The following is a 22,890-nucleotide window of genomic DNA, read 5'->3' as shown; positions in this document are numbered from 1 at the left end:
GTAAACGAATATTTGTGCTACGTGTAACCAGAGTACTTATAATAGGGAGTTGGTTTTGGAAAATTGGCAGACTACTACTAGTCAAGCTTGGCTCGCCATTGTATAGATAAACAGGCAACGCCACCAGACCAATGCAAATTGTCCTCTTCATACAAATTTCAGTAAAAATTTCCGATTGCGCTACGTTTGAGATGCCACCTTGATGAACCGGAGTTTAAAAACTGAGCATTGTATGTTGATTTTGTGTCAATTTACGCAATGCTACTATACGCAGAGACTTGTTTTGTAACTCATTGGTTCCACTTATTTTCGGATAAGTATTGCCTACAAGATGGCTTTCTACTAACTTATGCAGGCGCAACCCTCAAAAACCGGATCAAAATTGGGGAATTGGGAATTGGGAATTAATTATTTTCTCCCCTGCCCTTCATCCCTTGGTTGGTGAGTTTCGGCTACGCGGTAATCGAGCGAAGTCGAGATTCAACTACCGCAGAGTCGAACCACATCATCATGCCGACACTAAACCAGAGGTTCTATCTTGCGTAGCTGCTTCCCAGATAAAATAGTTAACAAATGTTGCCCAATTGCTGACTCATGACACCTTCACAAGATCTAGATACCATCAACAATCCTGATATTGACCAAGAAGAAGACGGCAACTCAGAAGGTGATTCTCTTGATGAGTTGCCGAATGAGGTCGAAATGTCCCTGTTCGACCACTTGGAAGAGTTGCGACAACGCATTTTTTACTCGCTGATAGCTGTAGCAATTGGTGTTATCGGCTGTTTCTTTGCCGTCAAGCCAATTGTCCAGCTACTAGAAGCACCCGCTCAAGGAGTAAAGTTTCTACAACTCGCTCCTGGAGAGTATTTCTTTGTCTCCCTAAAAGTTGCAGGCTACAGCGGCTTGGTACTTTCTAGTCCTTTTATTCTCTACCAACTTATTCAGTTCGTTTTACCAGGACTAACTCGCCGCGAACGTCGTTTGTTGGGACCTGTGGTTTTAGGGTCAAGTGTACTGTTTGCTGGGGGATTAGTATTTGCTTACTTGCTGCTGATTCCTGCTGCTTTGAAATTCTTCATTAGCTACGGTGCAAGTGTAGTGGAGCAATTATGGTCAATTGACAAATATTTTGAATTTGTGCTGTTGCTGTTATTCAGCACTGGTTTAGCGTTTCAAATTCCCATCATCCAACTTTTGCTTGGTAATTTGGGAATTGTCTCTTCTGAGAAAATGCTTGCTGGTTGGCGTTATGTGATTATAGGCGGAGTAGTTTTAGGAGCTGTTCTCACACCTTCTACAGACCCCCTTACCCAAAGTCTTTTAGCGGGAGCAGTGCTAGGGCTTTATTTTGGTGGTATTGGATTAGTTAAACTTACGGGGAAATGAGGGAATTGGGAACGGGAAATTGGGAATGGGGAATGGGAATAGACAATAAATAAGGGTTTTTGCTCAATGTCTATTAGTTATGATGATTTTGAACAGCGAGTCTAATGAGATTAAAGATATTGAAGAAATTGCTCAACAAGCTCATTCGGGAGAAGATGTTTCTGAGCATTTCACAGGTTGTTTTCAAGCAAAGCAACAAGTTAGTATTGCCTTTCCGTTGGAATTATTGCGAAGTATTGATGCAGAGTGCCAACAGCAAAAGATTAATCGTCAAGATTGGATTACATTGGTTTGCGCCGAAAAAATTCGTGAGGTTCAAGCTAGCAGAATATCCAAGGCTGTTTAAGTCAAATGTAGCGCAATAGCTTTAAGTTAGTGGCTTGGGATGATGAATTTGCAAATTACCTTGGTTGCATAAGTGAAGACGATCGCAAATCCAGTTGATCTGTAATCATGACTCACAAAATATTTAGGCGAATAAATTAAGCAGGTTGCTATTAAAAATATTACTAACAAATCTCAAAATACAAAGCTCTACGTGAAATTATTTATAATATCCATTCTGAAGAACGTTCACCCAAATCGAGAGGAATGCTCACAGCTTTGCCGAGTCGGGGGCGATCGCGTGTTTGGGTAATAAATGTTTGCACTTGTGTTGTTCCACCCAAAGCATGAAGATAATTGGCAACGCTATCAAGATGCTCTTGGTACTCTGCCTCGCTCAGAGGGAAAGAAGCTTGCTCTAGATATTTCCACATGACTTGCAAAAATATTTTCCCTTGTGTCCGCCGAAACTGCACGTCGTAAGAATATCCCCACTTATCTAGCAACAGTTGGCGTAATTCCTGTCCTGTCATAGCTTTTCTCAATTAGATTTTACATTTAGTTATGATGTTAAGTTCCGTAACTCCAGTATGATAAGGATATAAAGAAATGTAATGCTAACAGATAAAGATGCCATAAATATCTTGGAACACAGAAATCAGGCATCGTTGTAGAGGTTAGCATTTCGACTCAGGCAAGAGTTGCTCAAGTCATAGTAATCTTGTCAAAATGCTTAACAAAATACACAAAAAGCGCGTAGATTATGGCTCAATTTTCTGAATCAATGGACGTGCCCGATATGGGGCGTCGGCAATTCATGAATCTGCTCACTTTTGGGACAGTCACTGGAGTAGCTCTGGGTGCATTGTATCCCGTTGTCAAGTACTTTATACCACCAGCTAGCGGTGGTGCAGGTGGCGGTACAACGGCAAAAGACGAATTAGGCAACGATGTTAGCGTCAGTAAATTTCTGGAGGGTCGTAATCCAGGCGATCGCTCTCTAGTTCAAGGTCTCAAAGGTGATCCTACCTATATTGTGGTGGAAAGCAAAGAGGCGATCGTTGATTATGGTATTAACGCCGTCTGTACTCACTTAGGTTGTGTTGTTCCTTGGAACGTTGCTGAGAACAAATTTAAATGCCCTTGTCATGGTTCTCAGTATGACGCCACTGGTAAAGTTGTCCGGGGCCCGGCACCCAAGTCTTTGGCATTGAGCCATGCCAAAACAGACGACGACAAAATCGTTCTCACCCCTTGGACTGAAACCGACTTCCGCACAGGTGAAGAACCTTGGTGGGCGTAAGCAGTGCTGAGTTATTAGTTTTGAGTTTGAAGTCAAGAGTTTCAAATAAATTCTTGACTAATGACAAGTGATTAATGACAAATGACAAATGAACGCCACTTAGTTCAATGGGGAAACCCCCCAACGTAGTGGCTCCCAATGACTAACTCAATCGTTGCCTTATAGAGATGAGAAACGCTTCCATAACAGCGAGGTTAACTCGCAATGCTAGAGTAATTTTAAATACATTGCTCATAGCTATCGCTACTGTGACTATTTTCTGCATCAGCGATCTAGCCTTCCCTCAAGCTGCTGCTGCTTATCCTTTTTGGGCACAGCAAACCTATCCCGAAACTCCCCGCGAACCAACTGGGCGGATTGTTTGTGCTAACTGTCACCTGGCAGCCAAGGTAACAGAAGTGGAAGTTCCTCAATCTGTGCTACCTGATACTGTATTTAAAGCTGTGGTGAAAATCCCCTATGACACCAGCTTGCAGCAAGTAGGCGCTGATGGTTCCAAAGTAGGCTTGAATGTCGGTGCTGTGTTAATGCTGCCCGAAGGGTTCAAAATCGCCCCTGAAGACCGCATTTCTGAAGAACTGAAAGAAGAAGTAGGCGATACCTACTTCCAAACCTACAGCGAAGACAAAGAAAACGTCGTTATTGTTGGGCCTTTGCCTGGTGAACAATATCAAGAAATCGTCTTCCCAGTTCTATCTCCTAATCCCGCAACCGATAAAAACATCCAATTTGGTAAATATTCAGTTCACGTAGGTGGCAACCGCGGACGCGGACAAGTTTACCCCACTGGCGAAAAGAGCAACAACTCAGTCTATAGCGCTTCTGCTACTGGCACGATTACCAAAATCGCCAAAGAAGAAGATGAAGACGGTAACGTCAAATATGCTGTCAGCATCCAGAGCGAAGCTGGTGAAACTGTGACTGATAAAGTTCCTGCCGGGCCAGAATTAATTGTTTCCGAAGGACAAGCAGTTAAAGCTGGTGATGCTTTAACCAACAACCCCAACGTTGGTGGATTCGGTCAACAAGATGCCGAAATTGTCCTGCAAGACGCCGGAAGAGTTAAAGGACTAATTGCGTTCGTCGCGTTGGTAATGTTGGCTCAAGTTATGTTAGTGCTGAAGAAGAAGCAAGTAGAAAGAGTTCAAGCTGCGGAAATGAATTTCTAAATTCTCTGCTATATCATCACTTTTGGGACAGGTCAACAGCCTGTCTTTTTTATATTAAATTAATGTTATAATTAATGTTATAACATTAATTTAGTTTGTTACGCTGATGCGCTTACATATTGCATAATTTTCTGTAAAGGTTGTCATTTGTCCTTTATAAATAATAATGACAACCATCACGAGTTAATGTGCAATTTAGATGCATAACAAAGGACTTGCTTATGGCTAATAAAATTTATCCTATTACTCATGCAAAGGTAGGGAATCAAAATGGATTTCGCTTACCTCGTGCGTTTTCTAAAGATTATCCTCATTTAGCTAATGCGTCAGGCTATATTGAGGTATTGTCAAATAACACTTTTTTGGTTCGATTAGAAACTGATGATGTTGACGAAGCTGATGAAGCAGAGAGTATTATAATGAGCCTTTTTCTTGACTTTTTGATGAAGGATGCTATGCAAAATCCTTCTCGGCTTGTTCCTTATACTCAAGAGATGAGTGATGAAATAGACGATTTACTTACTGATGTAGTCTTAGATTAATGGCTGCTTTCACTTGTAATGGATGGCAAACTTTCTTCTACCCATTGTTTAATGAACAATGGGTAGAATTGCGTGATAAAGTGCGTATTTTACAAAGTGAGCTATCTAAAGAAGAATTTATTATACATGCAGATACAAAATTATTAAAAGCGCTTAATATTGCAATTAAAGAAAAAATTCCTCAAGATCCTTTTGCTTCATATTTTGTTTTACAAAAACCCTTACATAAATATGGTCGTCTCAAAAAGATGGGACTACCAGAACGATATAGATTATTTTTTAGAGCATTTAAAGAACAAAAAATTATTATTATTCTTTGGTTGGGTTTTCCTCACAAAGAAGGGGATAAAAAAGATTGTTATCGAGTATTTACAAATAAAGTTAAGAATGGGGAGTTTCCTACAAGTTTAGATGAGATGATCGCAGAATACCAATTAAAAAACTCTGGAGAGGAAAACGAAAGTACATAAATATGCATAACATGATTAGTAAAGAAACTGCTGAACATTATTTATGGGGTAGTAATTGTCATGGTTGGCATCTTTTAAACAAGCACAGTTGAGCGTAATTCATGAACTTATGCCACCGAGAACATCAGAACTGAGACATTATCACCAGCGATCGCAGCAGTTTTTCTTTATCTTATCTGGAAAAGTAACTTTAGAAATCGGTGGTTATCGACAAGTTATTTTTAAGCACGAAGGGGTAGAAGTTTCTCCTCATGTTGCTCATCAAATATTTAATGAAGGCGATCGCAATTGAGAATTTCTGGTGATTTCACAACCTCCTAGTCATGGCGATCGCGTTTTGATTAGTTAGCTATGGTTAGTTGAATAATTCAGATGCTAAATTGAATTTACCCCAATCAAGTTGAGGTATCCGACCATGACAACCTCAGTAGAATATTATCCTATTACTCCCATTGAGTATCCAGATGAGGACGGTAAGCCATTGGCAGAAGGTGATTTCCAGCGAAAATATCTGTTATATGCGGTTGATGTACTAGGCATTTATTTTCAAAATTGTCCTAATGTATACGTTTCTGGTAATCTTTTTATCTATTATGAGAAGGGTAATCCAGAATCAGTTGTAGCCCCAGATGTATTTGTAATATTCGGAATTGATAACAAGGAACGCCGTTCTTACAAAACTTGGCAAGAAAACAATAAAACTCCTGACTTTGTTCTAGAGATTACCTCAAAAACCACTCGCAGCAGAGACCAAGGTGCCAAAAAAGGAATCTATGCCTTTCTAGGAGTGCGTGAATATTTTCAATATGATCCGACTGGGGATTATCTTAATCCCCAACTCCAAGGTTTACGCTTGCTCGAAGGTAATTATTTACCAGTGGAAAACAATACCATGCCAGATGGTACACTTTCTCTAAGTAGTGAAGTTTTGCAGCTAGAGCTAAGATTGGAAGCGGGAAAACTGCGCTTTTACGATTCAGTTACAGGTCAAACACTCCTAAGCCATGAAGAAGAAGCAACTGCACGACGAATTGCAGAAGCAGCTCAACAGCAAGCAGAAGCAGCTCAACAGCAAGCAGAAGCAGCTCAACAGCAAGCAGAAGAAAAAGCACAAAAATTAGCAGCTAAACTTAGAGAACTAAATATTGATCCAGATAGTCTTTAGCAAAATAGCTATGGTTCTTCAATACTTATCATGCTTAAGTTGGGACTTAAAAAGCTTATAAAGCTTGCTAGGCAAGGAAAAACATGTTTATTTTTTCATATTCTTTTTTCAGATTACTCTTTTCCCTGTTCCCTGTTAAGCGTTCCCTCTTAACAAAGTGTTTATTTAGCATAACAAGTACGATAGAGCCATAGCTATTTAGTCACCATCTAAGCTGTTCCACATATAACTTGCATAATTAGGGCGGGCAAGATGCCCACCCCACAAGAGTTTTATTTAATTTGATTATGTAATTTAGATGTTTTTTAGCTTATCGATTCTCAAGCTTGTGCTTATAGAAAGATGTCAAGCCACTTCTATTTTCGCTACAAATTTGGATAGAAAGGCTGTGTGATCGGTATTAGGCAATGGTAGACAAATCCCAAGAAAAAATAGAGGTGAACCAATCAATTAACTCACCTAAACCTCAAGAAGAAGCATCAAAAATAGAAATCAGGACTCAACTATCTTTATTAGAGTTTTTCGCTCTGACTGTAGGCGAATTAGGAAATACCGCCGCCAAACAAACACACAAGTTAATTGAGCAGGCAACTCAAACCACTGGCAAGATAGTAAATAACCTCAGCCAAAATTGGTTGATTAGAAAACTATCTGGAGTATTAAATCTCAATTGGTTAGTTGGTGCTGCTGACAATGTTGATTTGGAAAAAGCAGAAGCAGCAGTAAACAAACTCAAGCAAAAGTATCCTCAAGAATCACCTAGTCAACTTGCTCACCGCATTATGGTGGAAAAAGCAACCCAAGCAGGGGGAATTGGGCTTGCTAGTAGTATTTTGCCAGGAATAGCGATCGCATTATTGGCAATTGATTTGGCAGCAACGACTAAATTGCAATCAGAAATGCTTTATCAGATTGCCTCTCTTTATGGACTAGATTTAAAAGATCCGGCCCGTAAAGGTGAAGTTTTAGCAATTTTTGGTCTGGCATTGGGTGGTGGGCGTCTTTTGAAAGCCGCTGGGTTAGGCTTGCTGCGAAACGTGCCTTTTGCAGGTGCAGCGATCGCCGCCAGCTCAAATGCGACAATGATTTATTCATTAGGATACGCTGCCTGTCGATTTTATGAAGCCAAACTCGATGCTGCAACTTCCCTGACTTCCAAAAAGACACTAGCACAGTTGAAAGCTCAAAGTGAAGATTATCTTGAAACAGCGATCGCTCAAAAAGCCATCATGGATCAAATTTTAGTCCACATGATCCTTGCCAGTCATCCAGAGAAAACATGGTCGGAAATCTTACCAGAGTTGCAAGCTTTAAACCTCAGTTCTACTTGCTTGGATGCCATTGCTCAAAACATCAAATCACCTATGCCATTAGATACACTGCTTAACCCTGTTTTGTCAGTTTGGGAGAAGCCTATCGCTGAAAGCCTTTTGGAGCTTTAGTTTTAAGCTTTTGGTTATAAATTTTAGTTACTGTTAGAAAATAAAGGCTCAAAGCTAGATTGGATGAAAGTTTCAGAATCTTGCTTTGATTATTACTTTCCGAGAGTGACATAAAAGGGTTAATCAACTTAATCGTGATTATGCCATCCCCTTATTAGCCCAGTGTTACAGAATTGCCAAACTTGACAATCAGACTACACCCATTGAACAACAAGTGATTACTGCGATCGCTAACAAATTTGACATGGGTAATTCGTAATTCGTAATGACGCGACGCTCCTGCGTCGCTAACGCTAACGCTATCGAGGACTCGCTACCGCTACGCTAACGTAATTCGTAATTCGTAATTGGGAATTGTCATTTGTAATTGATTATTCTCTGCGTCCCCGCGTCCCCGCGTCTCCGCGTCTCCCCCAGTCCCCAGTCCCCACTCCCCACTCCCCACTCCCCACTCCCCACTCCCCACTCCCCACTCCCTTAAGATCAAAAAGGAATTTTGAGCAATACTGGTACAAGAAGGAATACTTACACAAAATCTCAAAATGGTAATTCAACCGAGTAATACGCCTTTGCTAGAGTGGGCGGGTGATAGTTTGGCAATTGGATTATTTGAAGATGCAGTAGAGTTAACTGGCGAATTGGCTACTCTCAATGAAAAGTTTGGCGGAATCTTAAAAGAACTGATTGCTGAAGAGGAATTCACGGGGAAAGCCAACAGCACTATCTCTACTCGTTTAGCTGCTGGTAGCCAAGTTCGGAAAGTAATTTTGGTAGGTTTAGGTAAACCGGATGCACTAAAACTAGACAATATTCGTCGTGCTGTGGCGGCTGTGGCTAGGGTTGCCAAAAAACAAAAAAGCAAAACTTTAGGGTTCAGTTTTCCATTATGGAACAATGACCCGGCAGCAACTGCCCAAGCTATGGCTGAAGGTGTGCAACTAGCGCTTTATCAGGACAATCGTTTTAAATCAGAGCCAGAAGATAAAGGGCTACAAATTGAATCAGTAGATTTCCTGGGATTTGACGGACAAGAAGCAGCGCTCAACCGCGCTAACCAAATCGTTTCAGGGGTAATTTTGGCACGGCAATTGGTAGCAGCACCAGCTAATGCAGTAACACCAATTACTTTAGCGGAAACTGCCCAAGCGATCGCCAAAGATCACGGTTTGCAATTGGAAATTCTCGAACGAGAAGACTGTGAAAAGTTGGGCATGGGTGCTTTTTTGGGAGTTGCTCAAGCTTCTGATTTGCCACCGAAGTTTATTCACCTGACTTACAAACCAACAGGTACACCCAAAAAGAAACTAGCAATTATTGGTAAAGGTTTAACCTTCGATTCTGGTGGACTCAACATCAAAGGTGCTGGTAGCGGCATCGAAACCATGAAAATCGATATGGGTGGGGCAGCTGCCACCTTGGGTGCAGCCAAAGCCATTGCTCAACTCCAACCAGAAGAAGTAGAAGTTCACTTTATCTCGGCGGCGACTGAAAACATGATTAGCGGTCACGCCATGCACCCAGGAGACATTCTTAAAGCATCTAACGGCAAAACGATCGAAGTCAACAACACCGACGCTGAAGGGCGTTTGACCCTTGCAGATGCTTTGGTGTTTGCTGACAAATTGGGACTAGATGCGATCGTTGATTTAGCTACCTTGACAGGTGCAAACGTGATCGCATTAGGAGATGACATTGCTGGCTTGTTTACTCCTGATGATGCTGTAGCCTCCCAACTAGAGAAAGCTGCTGAAATAGCTGGCGAAAAGATTTGGCGAATGCCAATGGAAGAAAAATATTTTGAAGGATTAAAATCTGGCATTGCGGATATGAAAAATACTGGCCCACGTCCAGGTGGGGCCATTACTGCGGCTCTTTTCCTCAAGCAGTTTGTTAAAGATACTGCTTGGGCACACTTAGATATAGCAGGCCCAGTTTGGACAGATAAAGAAAATGGTTACAACGGCGCAGGGGCAACAGGCTATGGTGTTCGTACACTAGTTAACTGGGTACTGAGTTCCCAGTAGTCAGGGCTGAGTGAGGGGATGCACTTCGACTTCTCCTTTGGAGACGCTACGCGTAGCAAGATCCCGTTCGCGTTAGCGTCTCCAAAGGAGAAGGGTATGCTCAGTGACCGGGGGATGAGGAAGACGCGGGGACGCGGGGACAAGAGGACGCGGGGACGCAGAGAATGACAAATGACAATTCCCAATTCCCCATTCCCAATTCCCTATTTAGTAATAAAACTACGTCGCCATCTGGTAAAATCTGTAAGGTTTCTATGAAGCTCCAAGCAATGGAATCGACTTGTGTACGGATTGCAATTGATGCAATGGGAGGGGACTATGCACCCGGGGAAATCGTTGCTGGCGCACTGCGGGCACGAGAAGAATTAGGTGTGAAAGTATTGTTGGTTGGCGATCCCCAACAAATTGAAGCCGCCCTGCCATCAAAAACAAATTTGAGGCAAGTAGAGATCGTCCCTGCCGAAGAAGCGATCGCAATGGACGATGAGCCTTTAAATGCCGTCAGACGCAAACCCAAGGCCTCCATTAATGTAGCCATGGATTTGGTTAAGAAACAGCAAGCAGATGCTGTATTTTCTGCTGGGCACTCTGGGGCAGCGATGGCAGCAGCTTTGCTAAAATTAGGACGATTACCAGGAATTGACCGCCCAGCAATCGGTACAGTGTTTCCCACGATCATTGCTGGCAAGCAAGTGCTAATTCTTGATGTCGGTGCGAATGTAGACTGTCGCCCAAAATTTTTGGAACAGTTTGCTGTCATGGGGTCGGCTTACAGTCAATTTGTATTAGGAACAACCGAACCCAAAGTAGGTTTATTAAATATCGGTGAAGAGGACTGTAAAGGCAATGATACAGCCGTTCGCGCTCACCAACTGCTACGCGAAAATACTCAAATAAATTTTATTGGCAACGCTGAAGGACGAGACGTACTTTCCGGTCAATTTGATGTAATCGTCTGTGACGGCTTTGTTGGCAATGTATTACTGAAATTTGCCGAAGCTGTCGGAGGAGCAATCCTACAAATTCTCAAGGAAGAGTTACCCCAAGGATTGCGTGGTCAAATTGGCACGGCACTTTTAAAGCCAAATCTCAAACGCATTAAGCAACGGATGGATCACGCAGAACATGGTGGGGCGCTACTGTTAGGCGTTGCAGGTGTCTGCTTTATTGGCCATGGTAGCTCACAAGCACCTTCGGTTTTTAACGCCATCCGCATGGCAAAAGACGCTGTTGATAACCAGGTACTGCAAAGAATTAAGTCCCAATATCAAGTGCTACAGCACGAAAGCAGTTAGCCATCAGTTATCAGTCATGAGTCATTTGTCCTTTGTTTGTATGTCAGGACAAAAGACAAATGACTAAGGACAAGGGACAAAAAGCTGATAGCTTGGGAGACTAGGAGTGCAAAATTTAGGTATAGCAATCACTGGAAGTGGCTCGGCAACACCCGCAACTTCTCTACACAACCAAAGACTGACTGAGTTAGTTGAAACCTCAGACGAATGGATTACCACAAGAACGGGAATTCGTCAACGGCGACTAGCACAACCAACAGAGTCTTTAAAATCACTCGCCTCAGAAGCAAGCAGACAGGCGATCGCCGCGTCAGGCATCAAGGCAGAAGAAATAGATTTAATTCTGCTGGCGACTTCCACCCCAGACGATTTGTTTGGTAGCGCTTGTCAAATTCAAGCAGAATTAGGAGCCATCAGAGCAGTAGCCTTTGACTTAACAGCTGCTTGTTCAGGCTTTATATTTGGACTAGTTACAGCCGCCCAATACATCAGAACTGGAGTTTATCAAAATGTACTGTTGATAGGGGCGGATATCCTCTCTCGTTGGGTAGATTGGCAAGATAGGCGTACCTGTGTACTCTTTGGAGATGGTGCAGGAGCGGTAGTATTGCAAGCTTCCAAGTGCGATCGCTTGCTAGGATTTGCACTTAAAAGTGACGGCACTCAAAACGGCTGTCTCAACCTCCCATATCAAGCCACGCCAAGAGAACTACTTCCAGGGGTAAAAGTTGCTCAAGGCACTTACCAACCCATAGACATGAACGGCAAAGAAGTCTACCGCTTTGCTGCTCAAAAAGTGCCAGAAATCATTGATAAAGCCTTATTTCAAGCTAACCTCAGCGTTGACCAAATCGATTGGTTAGTATTACATCAAGCCAATCAGCGGATTCTGGATACCGTTGCCCAACGCTTAAATATTCCAGAACATAAAGTAATTAGTAATCTTGCCCATTACGGCAACACCTCAGCAGCCTCCATACCCTTAGCTTTAGATGAAGCAGTGCGGCAAGGTAAAATTAAACCCAACGACATCATTGCTACCTCCGGCTTTGGTGCCGGCCTCACCTGGGGTGCAGCAATTTTTCAATGGGGAAGATAGGGATTGGACTTCTCCTGTCGGAGACGCTCCGCGAACGACTTCGCTCAGCCACGGGGAATTGGGGATTGGGCTTCTCCTGTCGGAGACGCTCCGCGAACGACTTCGCTCAGCCCACGAGGAATTGGGAATTAGTAAATTTTTACCCAGTCCCCAGTCCCCAGTCCCCAGTCCCCAGCCCCAAATGACCAATGACAAACGACAAATGACCAATGACTAAAACCGCATGGGTGTTTCCCGGACAAGGTTCTCAAGTACTGGGAATGGGAACAGATTTATTAGATATACCTGCCGCTAAGGATAAATTTGCTGAAGCTGAAACGATTTTGGGCTGGTCTATCACAGATATCTGTCAAAACGAAGAAAAGTTAGCACAGACACTGTACACACAGCCATGTCTGTATGTAGTGGAAAGTATTTTCACCGACATCATTCGAGAACGAGGACATCAACCAGATTTAGTTGCAGGCCACAGTTTAGGAGAATATGTTGCCCTTTACGCTGCTGGTGTCTTTGAATGGTCTGCGGGGTTACGCATGGTGAAACGTCGTGCAGAACTGATGGATAGTGCCGCAGGTGGATTAATGGCAGCCTTAATGAACTTTGATCGCGAACAGTTAGAAACTGTCATTGCCCAAACACCCGATGTCGTATTGGCAAATGACAACAGTCCCGCACAGGTAGTAATTTCTGGTACTCCCGATGCTGTACAAGCGGTAATGTCTCAAGTTAAAGCCAAGCGTGCTATACCCTTAAAAGTTTCTGGGGCATTTCACTCTCACCTAATGGCAACTGCGGCTGTGGAATTTCAAGAAGTTTTAGAATCTACAGAATTTCAAACAGCTGTTGTACCAGTATTATCTAATGTAGAACCAGTTCCAGCTGTTGATGCAGAAATCTTAAAGCAGCGCCTGAGTCAACAAATGACTGGCTCAGTTAGGTGGCGAGAAATTTCTCTACAACTATCAGCTAGTGGTATCCAGCGAGTTGTGGAAATTGGCCCTGGTAATGTGCTAACTGGCTTAATTAAACGTACTTGCTCTAATTTAATATTAGAAAATATTCGTAATATTACTGAGTTACCCGTTTAACCAGTTCCGTGGGTTTAAGTCCCCCGGTTCCATAACCAGCAAGTTTTGTAATGGGGTTAAATCACCATTACAAAACTTAATTACGTTAGCGTTAGCGTTAGCGAAGCGGTAGCGAGTCCGCGATAGCGTTAGCGTTAGCGACACAGGAGCGTCGCGTCATTACGAATTACGAATTATTTAATTGAAAGTCCCTATTCTTCTCTGGTTGGTACTACTACAGCCGAAGGATCTGAATGTTGTGATTCCTCAGGAGGTACTGCTGGGATCATTTCCGGTTGAGGCAAGTTAGAATCCTTGCGAATAGGAGGTAAAACACTGCGTGGTGAGGGTGTAGGTACAGCCTTACGAGATGCTCGAATTGCTCGTAGCTTTTGTACTATCGAGGGTGAGGGTGGAACTTTAGGTGCGGTTGCAGATTGATCGCGATTTGGCGATCGCTCTGTGGTATTTGTAGTGTTTTGAGTGGTAGTCGATTCTTCTTGAGGAATCGGGCGATTGCGTTGACGCCGTTTGAAAGTGGAGACAGGTCTAGTTTGAGTGGTGTTAGTCTCTTTCGCCGATGGTGAAGATGTAGTATCAGTGTCAGGTACTTTCGCAGCAGGTTCTTGCAGAGGTTTTTCAAAAGTTGGTTTTGCAACTGGCTGGGGCTGAGATTTGGGGAGTAGGCTAGTGATGCCAAAACCCGCTGTAGCAGCAACAACAGCGACACCAGCACCAATTAATACTTGAGAGCCTAATTTTTTAGCTGATGCGGTGACTTTCCTTGATGATTTTGCCTGAATGTGATTTTGGGGAATTTTCTTTTCTGGTTGCTGTGCAGATAAATTGATGGTTGGCACTGGATAATTAGATCCAGGTTGTGGCGTCACATCGACTCGATTTCCGGGTAGTAATTTCAGCCATTCAGCAACTGACGCTGGACGATGGCGAGATTCCACTGCCATCCCCCGCATGACTGCTTGGTTGACAGCAGCGCTGAGATGGGGTTGTAGTTCGCAGGGAGAGGGCATTTTCTCGCGATCGCGCAGTAGGGCTGGGATGGGAACTTGGGCTGTCAACAGTGCATATAAGGTTGCTGCTAAACCATAAATATCTGTTGCTGGTGTGCGTGGTGCTTGCGAGAGATACTGCTCAATGGGGGAATAACCTTCAGAAACTAACCCTGTATGAGTTTGGCGTGCCCCACTATTAAATTCCCGCGCTATACCAAAATCTATTAGCACTACCTCTTGAGTTCCTTGGCGGAGGATAATATTATCTGGTTTGACGTCGCGATGCAGCAAACCGTTATTGTGTACTACCTGCAATGCTGCTCCAATTTGACGGATGTAATGAATGGCGATCGCTTCTGGTAATGGTATTCCTGGCAAGACAAATGCATCTCCCAAGGTATCCCCAGGAATGTATTCCATGACCATGTAAGGTAGCCTAGATTCGACAAAAAAGTCGCTGACTCTCACAATATTTGGGTGAACGCAAGTAGCTAACCTTCTGGCCTCATCTTGGAATTGGCGCTCAAACTTGGCGAAATCAGGATGTTGTCGCAGTCGTTCGTTGATGGTTTTCATCACTACATCTTGACCTAAGTAATGATGCTTAGCTCTGTACGTAATACCAAAGCCACCCCGCCCGATTTCCTGGAGTAGGGTATATTTTCCACCTTGTAAAGTTGTGCCTGCTAACATAAGGAGTTTCGAGTTATGAGTCTTAAGTTTTGAGAGGACTGCTGAAAAAAGTTTCTTATATTTTTGATTTAGTGACGAGGTTTCCCTACACCCCTAGTTATGGTAACAGTTTTGTTTTTTTCATAATACATTGACATTTTCCTTAACTAACCTTGATGCATGGTCAAGGGTTGTTAAGTTTCTCCGTCATGAAGTGAGTTGAGGGGCGATCGCTCTTCTATCACCTTAAACTATAATAAAATACATCTATCTTTAGATAGATTTTTTAGATAAAAAGCAGAGGTTAATGTTTTTAACGCAGAGTCACGCAGAGGTTCGCAGAGAAAATCAAGTGCGATCGCGCTAAAATTTTATCCAGTCCTCGTATATGATTTCTCTACTTTTTAAATCTACCCAAGCAACCATGGGTTTTACACAGCCGCTATCTTGGAGCCATTCGATGAATTTGTTCGCAGAGTTGATTTTTTTCTTCTCTACTGCGAGAGCTACTTCCATCATTTTCTCTTGCTTGCTGCTCCACGCCCGTTTTATACATTTTTCTATATATTTGTCTGGATCTTTTTGATCCTTTGATAGTTGTGATTTATCTGTTTTTACTTCTATTACATAAACTAATTTATTCTTTTTATTCCAATAAATCATGTCCAAACCTTGATTTCCGTTGACTTTGGAATCTATTAATTCTCCTTGATATGTTTTATTTAAATCATCAACTACTAACTGTTCTGCTACATTGCCGACATCAGTCGATGATACTGCATACTGACTAACAGCTTTGCTGGCACTATACGAAAAAAATGGTTGTTTTTGTTTCAGATCTTTCTCTGATTTTTCTTTTTCTCCCAAAGTTACTAAGTTTGTTATAGGTTTTCTTGTGTCAGGGATGGTTGTTCTCGATTCAATTTTAATAATATTTGCTCCTTCTCCCTGAGCTTTGCTGAATTTTTCAAAGATATCTGGATTTACTCCTGTATATTTAGCTGGATTATTCTTCTGCCTCTTGGCAGCATTTTCCTGCATATCGTCAAAATCTAGTTTTGAGAGTTGTTTAAAAGCACCAGAACTAGTATTTGTTTTAGATTCTGCTATGAGGATAGTTCGCTTATTTGGGTCAAATTTTTGTCCAGAACTATTAGCAGCTTCGGTAAGAAATTCTAATGCTGCTTCATCTTCAGGTAGAGGTTTTAATAGCACACCATGATCAACTCCATGTACTTGATCAAGTTTTAAAGGCCCATTATACTCAATGAAGTTCGCAGGCAAGAATTTATCAAATATTTCTTGTGTTTGTTTTTCTCCTACATCTCCTAAATCTTCTCGTTTATCTCTGTCTGGTAATTGAGGTTTCGGTGGGTTCCAATTTTTATATTTTGATTCATATGCTTGCGTTTCAAATTTCTTTTTTTTAGGGTCTGGTTTAGGCTTATTTATTTGCTGTTTTGCTTTAGTTAGCCCACCCTGAAGAACAGCTTGCTGCAAATAGTTGAAACTATATATGAATTTATTTGTTTTTAACGATTGCTTTACTTGCTCATAGAGTTGTCTTGTAAGCTGTGGTTCAGCATCCTTGTTAGGATCTCGAAGACTCTCGGCCAAATCATTAATAAAATCATCCCAGCCAGTAAATCCTTCTTCTTCTCGTTCTCCAAACAATCGCTTTGATATGGGGTCATCTAGATTTCCCTCAGCGGAATAATTCGCCATTTCAAGAACATTTTCGAGGTCTTTCCAAACGTTAAATGCTGAATCGATCTCATGTTTATCTCCATACATTTGTATCCGGCAGTCATGGTCAGATGGGTAAGACTTGGTAACTTGAGATACTAAGTTTGGTTGCTTTGGAAGTGATGGGGAGGTTTGAATAATTTGAGACGGTTCTTTAAATACTGCTCCCTCAGATGCGTGTGCTATTTTTGGCGAGTTTTGATTCTTGATCATCTTCGCCGCTAGCAAATCTGCCCCCGCCCGGTTGTAAGTTGGTTGTTTTTGCACAGGTAGAGGGGTCTCTAACTCTTGTGATTGCGTAGAAAAATCGCCTGTCCCATACTGATTCTTTCTCGTTTTGAGGATAGGGGATGATTTTCTAGAAAGACTGTGTTTTTGCGGCGGTTTATACATATGCCTCCTCCTGGAGACTTTGCAGTAGTAATGAGGAAATATTTTGTATTACATGCTTAAAGTTTAGATGCAATACCAGGCTAGATATAATCATTGCTACAAGCTTTAGTAATTATGGTATTTTTTCATCTATCTCTGCGCTGATTTCGGAGAAAGCAATGGATATTCCTGCACACCCTCACGCCTTTCAACCTAATATTTACCATGTTTTCACCGCTGTTGAGCGTGTGCGTCAAGCTCTCCAGGGATACATTGCCCATTTACAAAACTTGTCAGTTGAGGATGATTTTTCCCCCATACCAGAATTTTTAGCGGCTGAACAAGATGCTCCGACTGCTCTTGACCAAATCTGTTCTTTGTTTCAACTCTCTGCCTTTGAGCGCGATATTTTAATGCTGTGTATGGGCATGGAACTCGACCCCAACTTTGAAATTCTCTGTGCGGAAGCTCATGCACCCTGTAACCGTAACTATCCTACCTTCGGGTTGGCTTTTGTAGTTTTTTCTCAGCCCAATTTCCGTGTCTTATCACCCCAATCTCCTCTATGGCGCTGGCAGTTGATTGAAGTTAGCGATGGGCCATCGCTGGCTCAATCACGCCTGCGGATTGATCGGCGTATTCTCTGCTATCTTTTGGGTGAGCCTGCCCTTGATGCGAGATTATCTGGTGTTGTCCAGAAGATTTCAATAGAGAGATTTACGAATATTCCTCTGCCTCCATCGCAACAACAATTGGCTGACCAAATCGCTGCCACTTGGGTGCAGAGTGGTGGTTCTGCTCACTTGCCAATTTTCCAACTGTGCGGTGGAGATTTTTTTATTAAGCAGTCGATTGTGGCAACTGCTTGTCATCAGTTGGGATACAACCTGATGCAGATGTGTGCTGATTTTCTGCCTGTAACTCCTGAAGATTGTTATCATTTGCTGCAACGCTGGTGTCGAGAAGCGATGTTAACTAACAGCGTGCTGTTGCTTGACTGCGATACTCTCAAATCAACGGAATCTACACGGACAGCATCTTTGAACCAGTTTATTGAAGGCATCAGCACCTTGTTAATTGTCAGTAGCCAAGAACGTTGGCGACAACACCAGCGTCCTCTCGTCACTTTTGATGTCCCTGCCCTCAGCTATCAAGAACAACTTACTCTCTGGCAAACCCACCTGGGTGATATTGCTGACAATTTGCATAGTCAAGTTGAGGCGATCGCTACTCAGTTTAAACTTTCTCCTGTGATTATCCAAGCGGCCTGCTTACATTTTAAGAATCACAGTTCCCAAGTCAAGCTTGAAGATGGAAATAGCAAAGCATTGCCTAGCTTGACCCTTATGCAAGAGGATGAAAGAACAACCAACTCCCTAGCTAGTCAACTCTGGGATTTTTGCCGTGTCCAAGCCCGTCCCCAGTTGGATGATTTAGCTCAAAGAATTGAATCTCACGCTACCTGGGATGATTTGGTATTGCCCGATCGCGATCGTCAAGTTCTGCAAGACATTGCAACTCATCTGCGCCAACGTGTCAAGGTGTACCAGGAGTGGGGCTTTGCCAAAAAAGGCAAGCGGGGATTAGGCATCAGTGCCTTGTTCCATGGTCAAAGCGGCACAGGCAAAACCCTCGCAGCTGAAGTCTTAGCTAGGGAGTTTCGTCTAGATTTATATCGCATCGACTTAAGTACAACAGTTAGTAAATACATTGGCGAAACAGAGAAGAACTTACAGCGTATCTTTGATGCGGCCGAAGCCGGGGGAGTAATATTGCTATTTGATGAAGCAGATGCTCTGTTTGGTAAAAGAACTGAAGTCAAAGATAGTCATGATCGCCATGCTAATGTGGAAGTCAGCTATTTACTCCAGCGCATGGAAGCTTACCAAGGTCTAGCGATTCTCACTACTAACCTCAAAGACTCCATCGATCAAGCTTTTATGCGACGCATCCGATTTTCTGTTGCTTTCCCTTTCCCTCATTCCAAAGCACGCGCAGAGATTTGGCAACGCATATTTCCACCCCAAACACCCACAGATGGCTTAGACATCGAAAAACTCGCGAATTTGAGTATCGCAGGGGGAAATATCCGTAATATTGCTTTAAACGCTGCTTTTCTCGCCGCAGATGCAGCAGAACCCGTGCGAATGAGCCATTTGTTGCAAGCAGCTCAGCGAGAATATTACAAATTAGAGCGGAATCTTACTGATGGTCAAACTCAAGGCTGGGTTTAATGTTAATTCGTAATTCGTAATGACGCTCCTACGTCGCTACCGCTGCGCTAACGTAATTCGTAATTAATACATCCATAGAAAGGCTTGCTTTAAGAAATTTCTACTTGATATGTCATGCACTTTATTGCTGGTGTTCTTCCCAAGTTAAAGTACCGTTTTCGGCAATATCTCTTAATCCTTCTTCAAAGTCTATTTCATCTTCTTCGTCTTCCTGTTTACGAATTTTTAGTAATTCCAAAATTTCTTGCAAAGTATCGTCATAAGCCAGTTCTAACTGTTCATGAATTGCTTTGATTAATGCTTGCTTTTTAGTTGTAGTTTCCATAATTTATAGAAATTTGACTTGATTCATGAAATTATTTGCGTAGGCAGGAGTGAGAACTGATGCACTCGGCTTTCTCCTTGGTCATTGATGCCATAGTCACCCTGATTAAACCAGTAGCGAATCTACGCGCACGCCGCCCCCATATCCAAAATCATATCCTGGTTTATCACGCACGCCTGCAAGGTCTCCCAATACGGTATTAAGCTGTTCCACATATAACTTGCATAATTAGGGCGGGCAAGATGCCCACCCCACAAGAGTTTTATTTAATTTGATTATGTAATTTAGATGTTTTTTAGCTTACCAGAACCCAAAGCTGAGGCAAAGTCAGCAAACACAATACCTCATATTCGTGTAATTCGATGTTTTTGACTCTGGACTCTTGACTTTTGACTGCCTAAACGAAAAGATGTGCAAGTTAGATGAACTACCTACGCACTTCGCCGTCATTGTGAATTGGTATTGCTCCTAGATAGGGAACAGGAAATAGGAAAAACTGTTCCCTGTTCCCTGTTCCCTATTCACTTCTTCAATTTATGAGTGATTTATCTGATTTATCTGCAACTTCTCGTCTGCGGTTACTGATTTTAAGTAATGGTCATGGAGAAGATATAATCGCAACCCGTATTTTGCAGGAACTCCAACGACAATTAAACCCACCAGAGATTTTTGCTTTGCCTTTGGTGGGTGAAGGACGCGCTTATCAACGGTTGGGTATCCCATTGATTGGTTCAGTACGCACTATGCCTTCTGGTGGTTTCATTTATATGGATGGACGCCAACTTATGCGAGATGTGCAAGGAGGTTTGCTGCAACTTACCTTAACTCAAATTAAAGCTATACGTCGTTGGGTAAGTTCCCAAAAAAAGTTAGGCAACAAGAGAGCTATCTTAGCCGTAGGAGATATTGTACCGCTATTGTTTGCTACTTTTAGCGGTGCTAACTATGCTTTTGTGGGCACGGCAAAATCAGAATATTATGTGCGAGATGAAGTCGGATTACTCAAACGCAATTCAAAAGCTGCTCGTTGGGAAAACTTTTCTGGCTCAATCTATCATCCTTGGGAACGTTGGTTGATGAGTCGTCACCGTTGTCGAGCAGTTTTTCCTAGAGATGCGCTGACTACAGAAATCTTAAAACAATGGTCAATTCCAGCTTTTGATTTAGGTAATCCCATGATGGATGGTCTAGAACCAACTTTTACACGCCAACAATTCTATAGTGAGGACACACGACAACAAGAGTTAACTCGACCTTTGATCGTGACTCTTTTACCTGGTTCACGTCCAAGCGAGGCATACCAAAACTGGAAGACGATAATGGCTGCTGTGTCTGCGCTAATAGCAAGCGTTCAAGAACGCAACTCAGTGTTTTATGCTTCTGGTATGGTGGTGTTCTTAGGTGCGATAGCTCCCGATTTAGACTCGCAAATTTTAGCTCAAACTGTTCAATCTCAAGGTTGGCGACCACACTCCAAATCTCCCATTCCTCTGAGTGATTCTCAATGCTTGACATTTACACAAAAAAATGCATATCTTGTACTGACACAAAACTCTTATAATGACTGCTTACATTTAGGAGATATAGCGATCGCCACAGCAGGAACAGCTACAGAACAGTTTATCGGCTTAGGGAAACCAGCGATCGCCATTCCTGGTCAAGGGCCCCAATATAACCCTTCCTTTGCTGAAGCTCAAAGTCGGCTCTTGGGAGAATCCTTAATTATCGTCGAACAACCAGCATCAGTTGCGAGTGTAGTGCAATCTTTGTTTCAAAATCCCGACAGTTTACAAATTATTGCAGAGAATGGTATGCGACGCATGGGCAAACCAGGAGCAGCACGGCGAATTGCTGATTGCCTGCAAGAAAGATTGGGATGAATCAGTTATCAGTTTTTATTCTCCCGATTGGTGAGTTTCGGCTACGCGGTAATCGAGCGAAGTCGAGATTCAACTACCGCCAAGTAACCACATCCCCAACTAAGCAACTAACCCCGAACGTAACGCCCGAACCGCCGCTTGAGTCCGGTCATCAGCACAGAGTTTGTTTAAAATATTACGAACGTGGGTTTTGACTGTACCAACAGTAATGTAGAGTTTCTCTGCTATCTGTCCGTTACTACACCCAGCAACAATTAACTCTAGAATTTCGAGTTCCCGTTGCGTCAAGGGATAAGTTTCCAAAACTTGCTCGTATTCTGTTGCTAGGGCTTCTATTTTTACAGTCTTCGGCTTATCAGAGGTTTGAACTTCTCCTGGTATACCTTGCCGCATCTTCCGTAATACTACATTAGCGATCGCTGGATCAATCCAAGAGTTTCCACCAAAAGTTGCTTGTATTGCCTCTGTTAATTTATTAATACTTGTTTCTTTCATATAGTAAGAATCTGCCCCGGCGGCAAAAGCAGCCAATACAGCATCCTCTGTGTGATCCATTGTGAGGATGAGAATTTTTGTTGCCGAGTTTCCTGTTTCAGCTTGATAACGCTTAAATTTACGGGTGAGTTCTATACCATCCATGTCAGGTAAGCCAATATCCACAACAGCTACATCTGGCTTAGCTGTTTCCAAAAGTTTTAGCCCTTGGGTAGCATTTGCTGCTTCACCGATCACTCTCAATCCGCTGTGAGACTGTAATGCAGCTCGTAGTCCCATCCTCGTTAAGTCATGATCTTCAATTAAAATAATGCTGATTTCATTCATTGCTACACTCACTCTTGGCTGATTGCGTCTGTCAAACTATGACATTTATTAAGTGACTTCTTTTATTTCCCAAACCAAAGATAGATGATATTAGAACATGAGTGCATCCACCGATAGAAATAATCAATCATATCTTTTGTCAGGTCGGTGTATTGATAAAAATCTAGCTACAGATGTATAGTTACTTAGCTAAAACTTGTGAATTTTTGAGATATTAGCCAATTTTTCGTCTATTATTTAGATTTAGATTGTAATTTTTCTATTCACAAGATATTTGCTATTTTTTTTGGAGAAAAATTCAATATCTTGCTGTTACTTAGCGTTCAAGTCAGTTGTAGTTTTAAGTTACTTATAACCAGATATTTAAATCTATCAGATTTACTTGAGTTAAATCAAATGGCATTTAACCCTTATCAAGTTATCTTTGCCCTGAAAAAACAGAGCTAGACTAGTCTAGTCTAAATCTCAAAGCCACTAAAATTATCTGCTCAAGTCTGTGATCCAAGATGTTTGTGTGCAACTCCCACTCATAAATAA

At 42.3% G+C, this 22,890-nt stretch carries 20 protein-coding genes; 15 read left to right on the top strand and 5 right to left on the bottom strand.

Annotation, left to right across the window (positions count from 1 at the left end; all coding sequences use genetic code 11):
- Positions 1–594 precede the first annotated feature (594 nt).
- On the top strand, positions 595–1,389 hold the full coding sequence (gene tatC / locus AC5JMF_RS27120; protein ID WP_495798810.1) for a twin-arginine translocase subunit TatC: 795 nt from the start codon (positions 595–597) through the stop codon (positions 1,387–1,389).
- Positions 1,390–1,468: 79 nt separating this feature from the next.
- Positions 1,469–1,735, top strand: a complete 267-nt coding sequence (locus tag AC5JMF_RS27115; protein ID WP_495798809.1) for a hypothetical protein — start codon at positions 1,469–1,471, stop codon at positions 1,733–1,735.
- A 202-nt stretch (positions 1,736–1,937) separates the two neighbouring features.
- Here the strand turns inward: AC5JMF_RS27115 and AC5JMF_RS27110 are convergent, their stop codons facing one another.
- A complete protein-coding gene (locus tag AC5JMF_RS27110) occupies positions 1,938–2,246 on the bottom strand; it encodes a DUF3067 family protein (RefSeq protein ID WP_495798808.1) in 309 nt (102 codons plus the stop codon).
- A gap of 230 nt (positions 2,247–2,476) precedes the next feature.
- Between AC5JMF_RS27110 and petC the strand changes: the two genes are divergently transcribed.
- The 11 genes from petC to fabD all read left to right on the top strand — a co-directional run bounded on the left by petC (position 2,477) and on the right by fabD (position 13,310).
- A complete protein-coding gene (gene petC / locus AC5JMF_RS27105; RefSeq protein ID WP_495798807.1) occupies positions 2,477–3,016 on the top strand; it encodes a cytochrome b6-f complex iron-sulfur subunit in 540 nt (179 codons plus the stop codon).
- A gap of 167 nt (positions 3,017–3,183) precedes the next feature.
- Positions 3,184–4,185: a cytochrome f gene (gene petA, locus AC5JMF_RS27100; protein ID WP_495798806.1), complete on the top strand. Its 1,002-nt coding sequence runs from the start codon at positions 3,184–3,186 to the stop codon at positions 4,183–4,185.
- A 221-nt stretch (positions 4,186–4,406) separates the two neighbouring features.
- Positions 4,407–4,727, top strand: coding sequence for a hypothetical protein (locus AC5JMF_RS27095; RefSeq protein WP_495798805.1), 321 nt, complete (start codon positions 4,407–4,409; stop codon positions 4,725–4,727).
- Positions 4,727–5,197, top strand: a complete 471-nt coding sequence (locus AC5JMF_RS27090) for a type II toxin-antitoxin system YhaV family toxin (RefSeq protein WP_495798804.1) — start codon at positions 4,727–4,729, stop codon at positions 5,195–5,197. The genes AC5JMF_RS27095 and AC5JMF_RS27090 overlap by 1 nt, the downstream gene beginning before the upstream one ends.
- A gap of 64 nt (positions 5,198–5,261) precedes the next feature.
- On the top strand, positions 5,262–5,489 hold the full coding sequence (locus AC5JMF_RS27085) for a cupin domain-containing protein (RefSeq protein WP_495798803.1): 228 nt from the start codon (positions 5,262–5,264) through the stop codon (positions 5,487–5,489).
- Between the two features lie 123 nt (positions 5,490–5,612).
- Positions 5,613–6,362, top strand: a complete 750-nt coding sequence (locus AC5JMF_RS27080) for a Uma2 family endonuclease (protein ID WP_495798802.1) — start codon at positions 5,613–5,615, stop codon at positions 6,360–6,362.
- A gap of 407 nt (positions 6,363–6,769) precedes the next feature.
- Positions 6,770–7,804 (top strand): hypothetical protein, encoded by a 1,035-nt coding sequence (locus AC5JMF_RS27075; RefSeq protein WP_495798801.1) that lies wholly within the window; start codon positions 6,770–6,772, stop codon positions 7,802–7,804.
- Positions 7,805–8,346: 542 nt separating this feature from the next.
- Positions 8,347–9,828, top strand: a complete 1,482-nt coding sequence (locus AC5JMF_RS27070; protein WP_495798800.1) for a leucyl aminopeptidase — start codon at positions 8,347–8,349, stop codon at positions 9,826–9,828.
- A gap of 269 nt (positions 9,829–10,097) precedes the next feature.
- Positions 10,098–11,123, top strand: a complete 1,026-nt coding sequence (gene plsX / locus AC5JMF_RS27065; RefSeq protein WP_495798828.1) for a phosphate acyltransferase PlsX — start codon at positions 10,098–10,100, stop codon at positions 11,121–11,123.
- 106 nt (positions 11,124–11,229) lie between these two features.
- Complete coding sequence (locus AC5JMF_RS27060; protein ID WP_495798799.1) at positions 11,230–12,222, top strand: beta-ketoacyl-ACP synthase III; 993 nt, start codon at positions 11,230–11,232, stop codon at positions 12,220–12,222.
- A 209-nt stretch (positions 12,223–12,431) separates the two neighbouring features.
- On the top strand, positions 12,432–13,310 hold the full coding sequence (gene fabD, locus AC5JMF_RS27055; protein WP_495798798.1) for an ACP S-malonyltransferase: 879 nt from the start codon (positions 12,432–12,434) through the stop codon (positions 13,308–13,310).
- 191 nt (positions 13,311–13,501) lie between these two features.
- On the opposite strand, the gene AC5JMF_RS27050 is transcribed toward fabD, so the two are convergent.
- Positions 13,502–14,995, bottom strand: a complete 1,494-nt coding sequence (locus tag AC5JMF_RS27050; protein WP_495798797.1) for a serine/threonine protein kinase — start codon at positions 14,993–14,995, stop codon at positions 13,502–13,504.
- A gap of 342 nt (positions 14,996–15,337) precedes the next feature.
- Positions 15,338–17,113, bottom strand: a complete 1,776-nt coding sequence (locus AC5JMF_RS27045; protein WP_495798796.1) for a hypothetical protein — start codon at positions 17,111–17,113, stop codon at positions 15,338–15,340.
- A 158-nt stretch (positions 17,114–17,271) separates the two neighbouring features.
- Here AC5JMF_RS27045 and AC5JMF_RS27040 point away from each other — a divergent pair, with 158 nt between their 5' ends.
- Positions 17,272–19,326, top strand: a complete 2,055-nt coding sequence (locus AC5JMF_RS27040) for an ATP-binding protein (protein WP_495798795.1) — start codon at positions 17,272–17,274, stop codon at positions 19,324–19,326.
- 121 nt (positions 19,327–19,447) lie between these two features.
- On the opposite strand, the gene AC5JMF_RS27035 is transcribed toward AC5JMF_RS27040, so the two are convergent.
- Complete coding sequence (locus tag AC5JMF_RS27035) at positions 19,448–19,651, bottom strand: hypothetical protein (protein WP_495798794.1); 204 nt, start codon at positions 19,649–19,651, stop codon at positions 19,448–19,450.
- Between the two features lie 536 nt (positions 19,652–20,187).
- On the opposite strand from AC5JMF_RS27035, the gene AC5JMF_RS27030 reads away from it, so the two are divergent.
- Complete coding sequence (locus AC5JMF_RS27030) at positions 20,188–21,531, top strand: lipid-A-disaccharide synthase-related protein (protein WP_495798793.1); 1,344 nt, start codon at positions 20,188–20,190, stop codon at positions 21,529–21,531.
- A 99-nt stretch (positions 21,532–21,630) separates the two neighbouring features.
- Here AC5JMF_RS27030 and AC5JMF_RS27025 read toward each other — a convergent pair whose 3' ends face one another.
- Entirely contained in the window at positions 21,631–22,353 is a 723-nt protein-coding gene (locus tag AC5JMF_RS27025) for a response regulator (RefSeq protein ID WP_495798792.1), read from the bottom strand.
- Positions 22,354–22,890 lie beyond the last annotated feature (537 nt).

This window comes from Desmonostoc vinosum, assembly GCF_059505385.1.
Note: the sequence above shows the minus strand (reverse complement) of the source record. Positions and strands in the feature narration are given on the sequence as shown.

Bases quoted from the DNA above. Each gene is read 5' to 3' on its own strand.
- AC5JMF_RS27040 (WP_495798795.1), top strand. From the start codon at position 17,272: ATGGATATTCCTGCACACCCTCACGCCTTTCAACCTAATATTTACCAT.
- AC5JMF_RS27075 (WP_495798801.1), top strand. From the start codon at position 6,770: ATGGTAGACAAATCCCAAGAAAAAATAGAGGTGAACCAATCAATTAAC.
- AC5JMF_RS27095 (WP_495798805.1), top strand. From the start codon at position 4,407: ATGGCTAATAAAATTTATCCTATTACTCATGCAAAGGTAGGGAATCAA.
- AC5JMF_RS27070 (WP_495798800.1), top strand. From the start codon at position 8,347: ATGGTAATTCAACCGAGTAATACGCCTTTGCTAGAGTGGGCGGGTGAT.
- AC5JMF_RS27030 (WP_495798793.1), top strand. From the start codon at position 20,188: ATGAGTGATTTATCTGATTTATCTGCAACTTCTCGTCTGCGGTTACTG.
- petA (WP_495798806.1), top strand. From the start codon at position 3,184: ATGAGAAACGCTTCCATAACAGCGAGGTTAACTCGCAATGCTAGAGTA.
- AC5JMF_RS27035 (WP_495798794.1), bottom strand. From the start codon at position 19,651: ATGGAAACTACAACTAAAAAGCAAGCATTAATCAAAGCAATTCATGAA.
- AC5JMF_RS27025 (WP_495798792.1), bottom strand. From the start codon at position 22,353: ATGAATGAAATCAGCATTATTTTAATTGAAGATCATGACTTAACGAGG.
- plsX (WP_495798828.1), top strand. From the start codon at position 10,098: ATGGAATCGACTTGTGTACGGATTGCAATTGATGCAATGGGAGGGGAC.
- AC5JMF_RS27090 (WP_495798804.1), top strand. From the start codon at position 4,727: ATGGCTGCTTTCACTTGTAATGGATGGCAAACTTTCTTCTACCCATTG.
- AC5JMF_RS27050 (WP_495798797.1), bottom strand. From the start codon at position 14,995: ATGTTAGCAGGCACAACTTTACAAGGTGGAAAATATACCCTACTCCAG.
- AC5JMF_RS27045 (WP_495798796.1), bottom strand. From the start codon at position 17,113: ATGTATAAACCGCCGCAAAAACACAGTCTTTCTAGAAAATCATCCCCT.
- tatC (WP_495798810.1), top strand. From the start codon at position 595: ATGACACCTTCACAAGATCTAGATACCATCAACAATCCTGATATTGAC.
- AC5JMF_RS27115 (WP_495798809.1), top strand. From the start codon at position 1,469: ATGATGATTTTGAACAGCGAGTCTAATGAGATTAAAGATATTGAAGAA.
- fabD (WP_495798798.1), top strand. From the start codon at position 12,432: ATGACTAAAACCGCATGGGTGTTTCCCGGACAAGGTTCTCAAGTACTG.
- petC (WP_495798807.1), top strand. From the start codon at position 2,477: ATGGCTCAATTTTCTGAATCAATGGACGTGCCCGATATGGGGCGTCGG.
- AC5JMF_RS27110 (WP_495798808.1), bottom strand. From the start codon at position 2,246: ATGACAGGACAGGAATTACGCCAACTGTTGCTAGATAAGTGGGGATAT.
- AC5JMF_RS27080 (WP_495798802.1), top strand. From the start codon at position 5,613: ATGACAACCTCAGTAGAATATTATCCTATTACTCCCATTGAGTATCCA.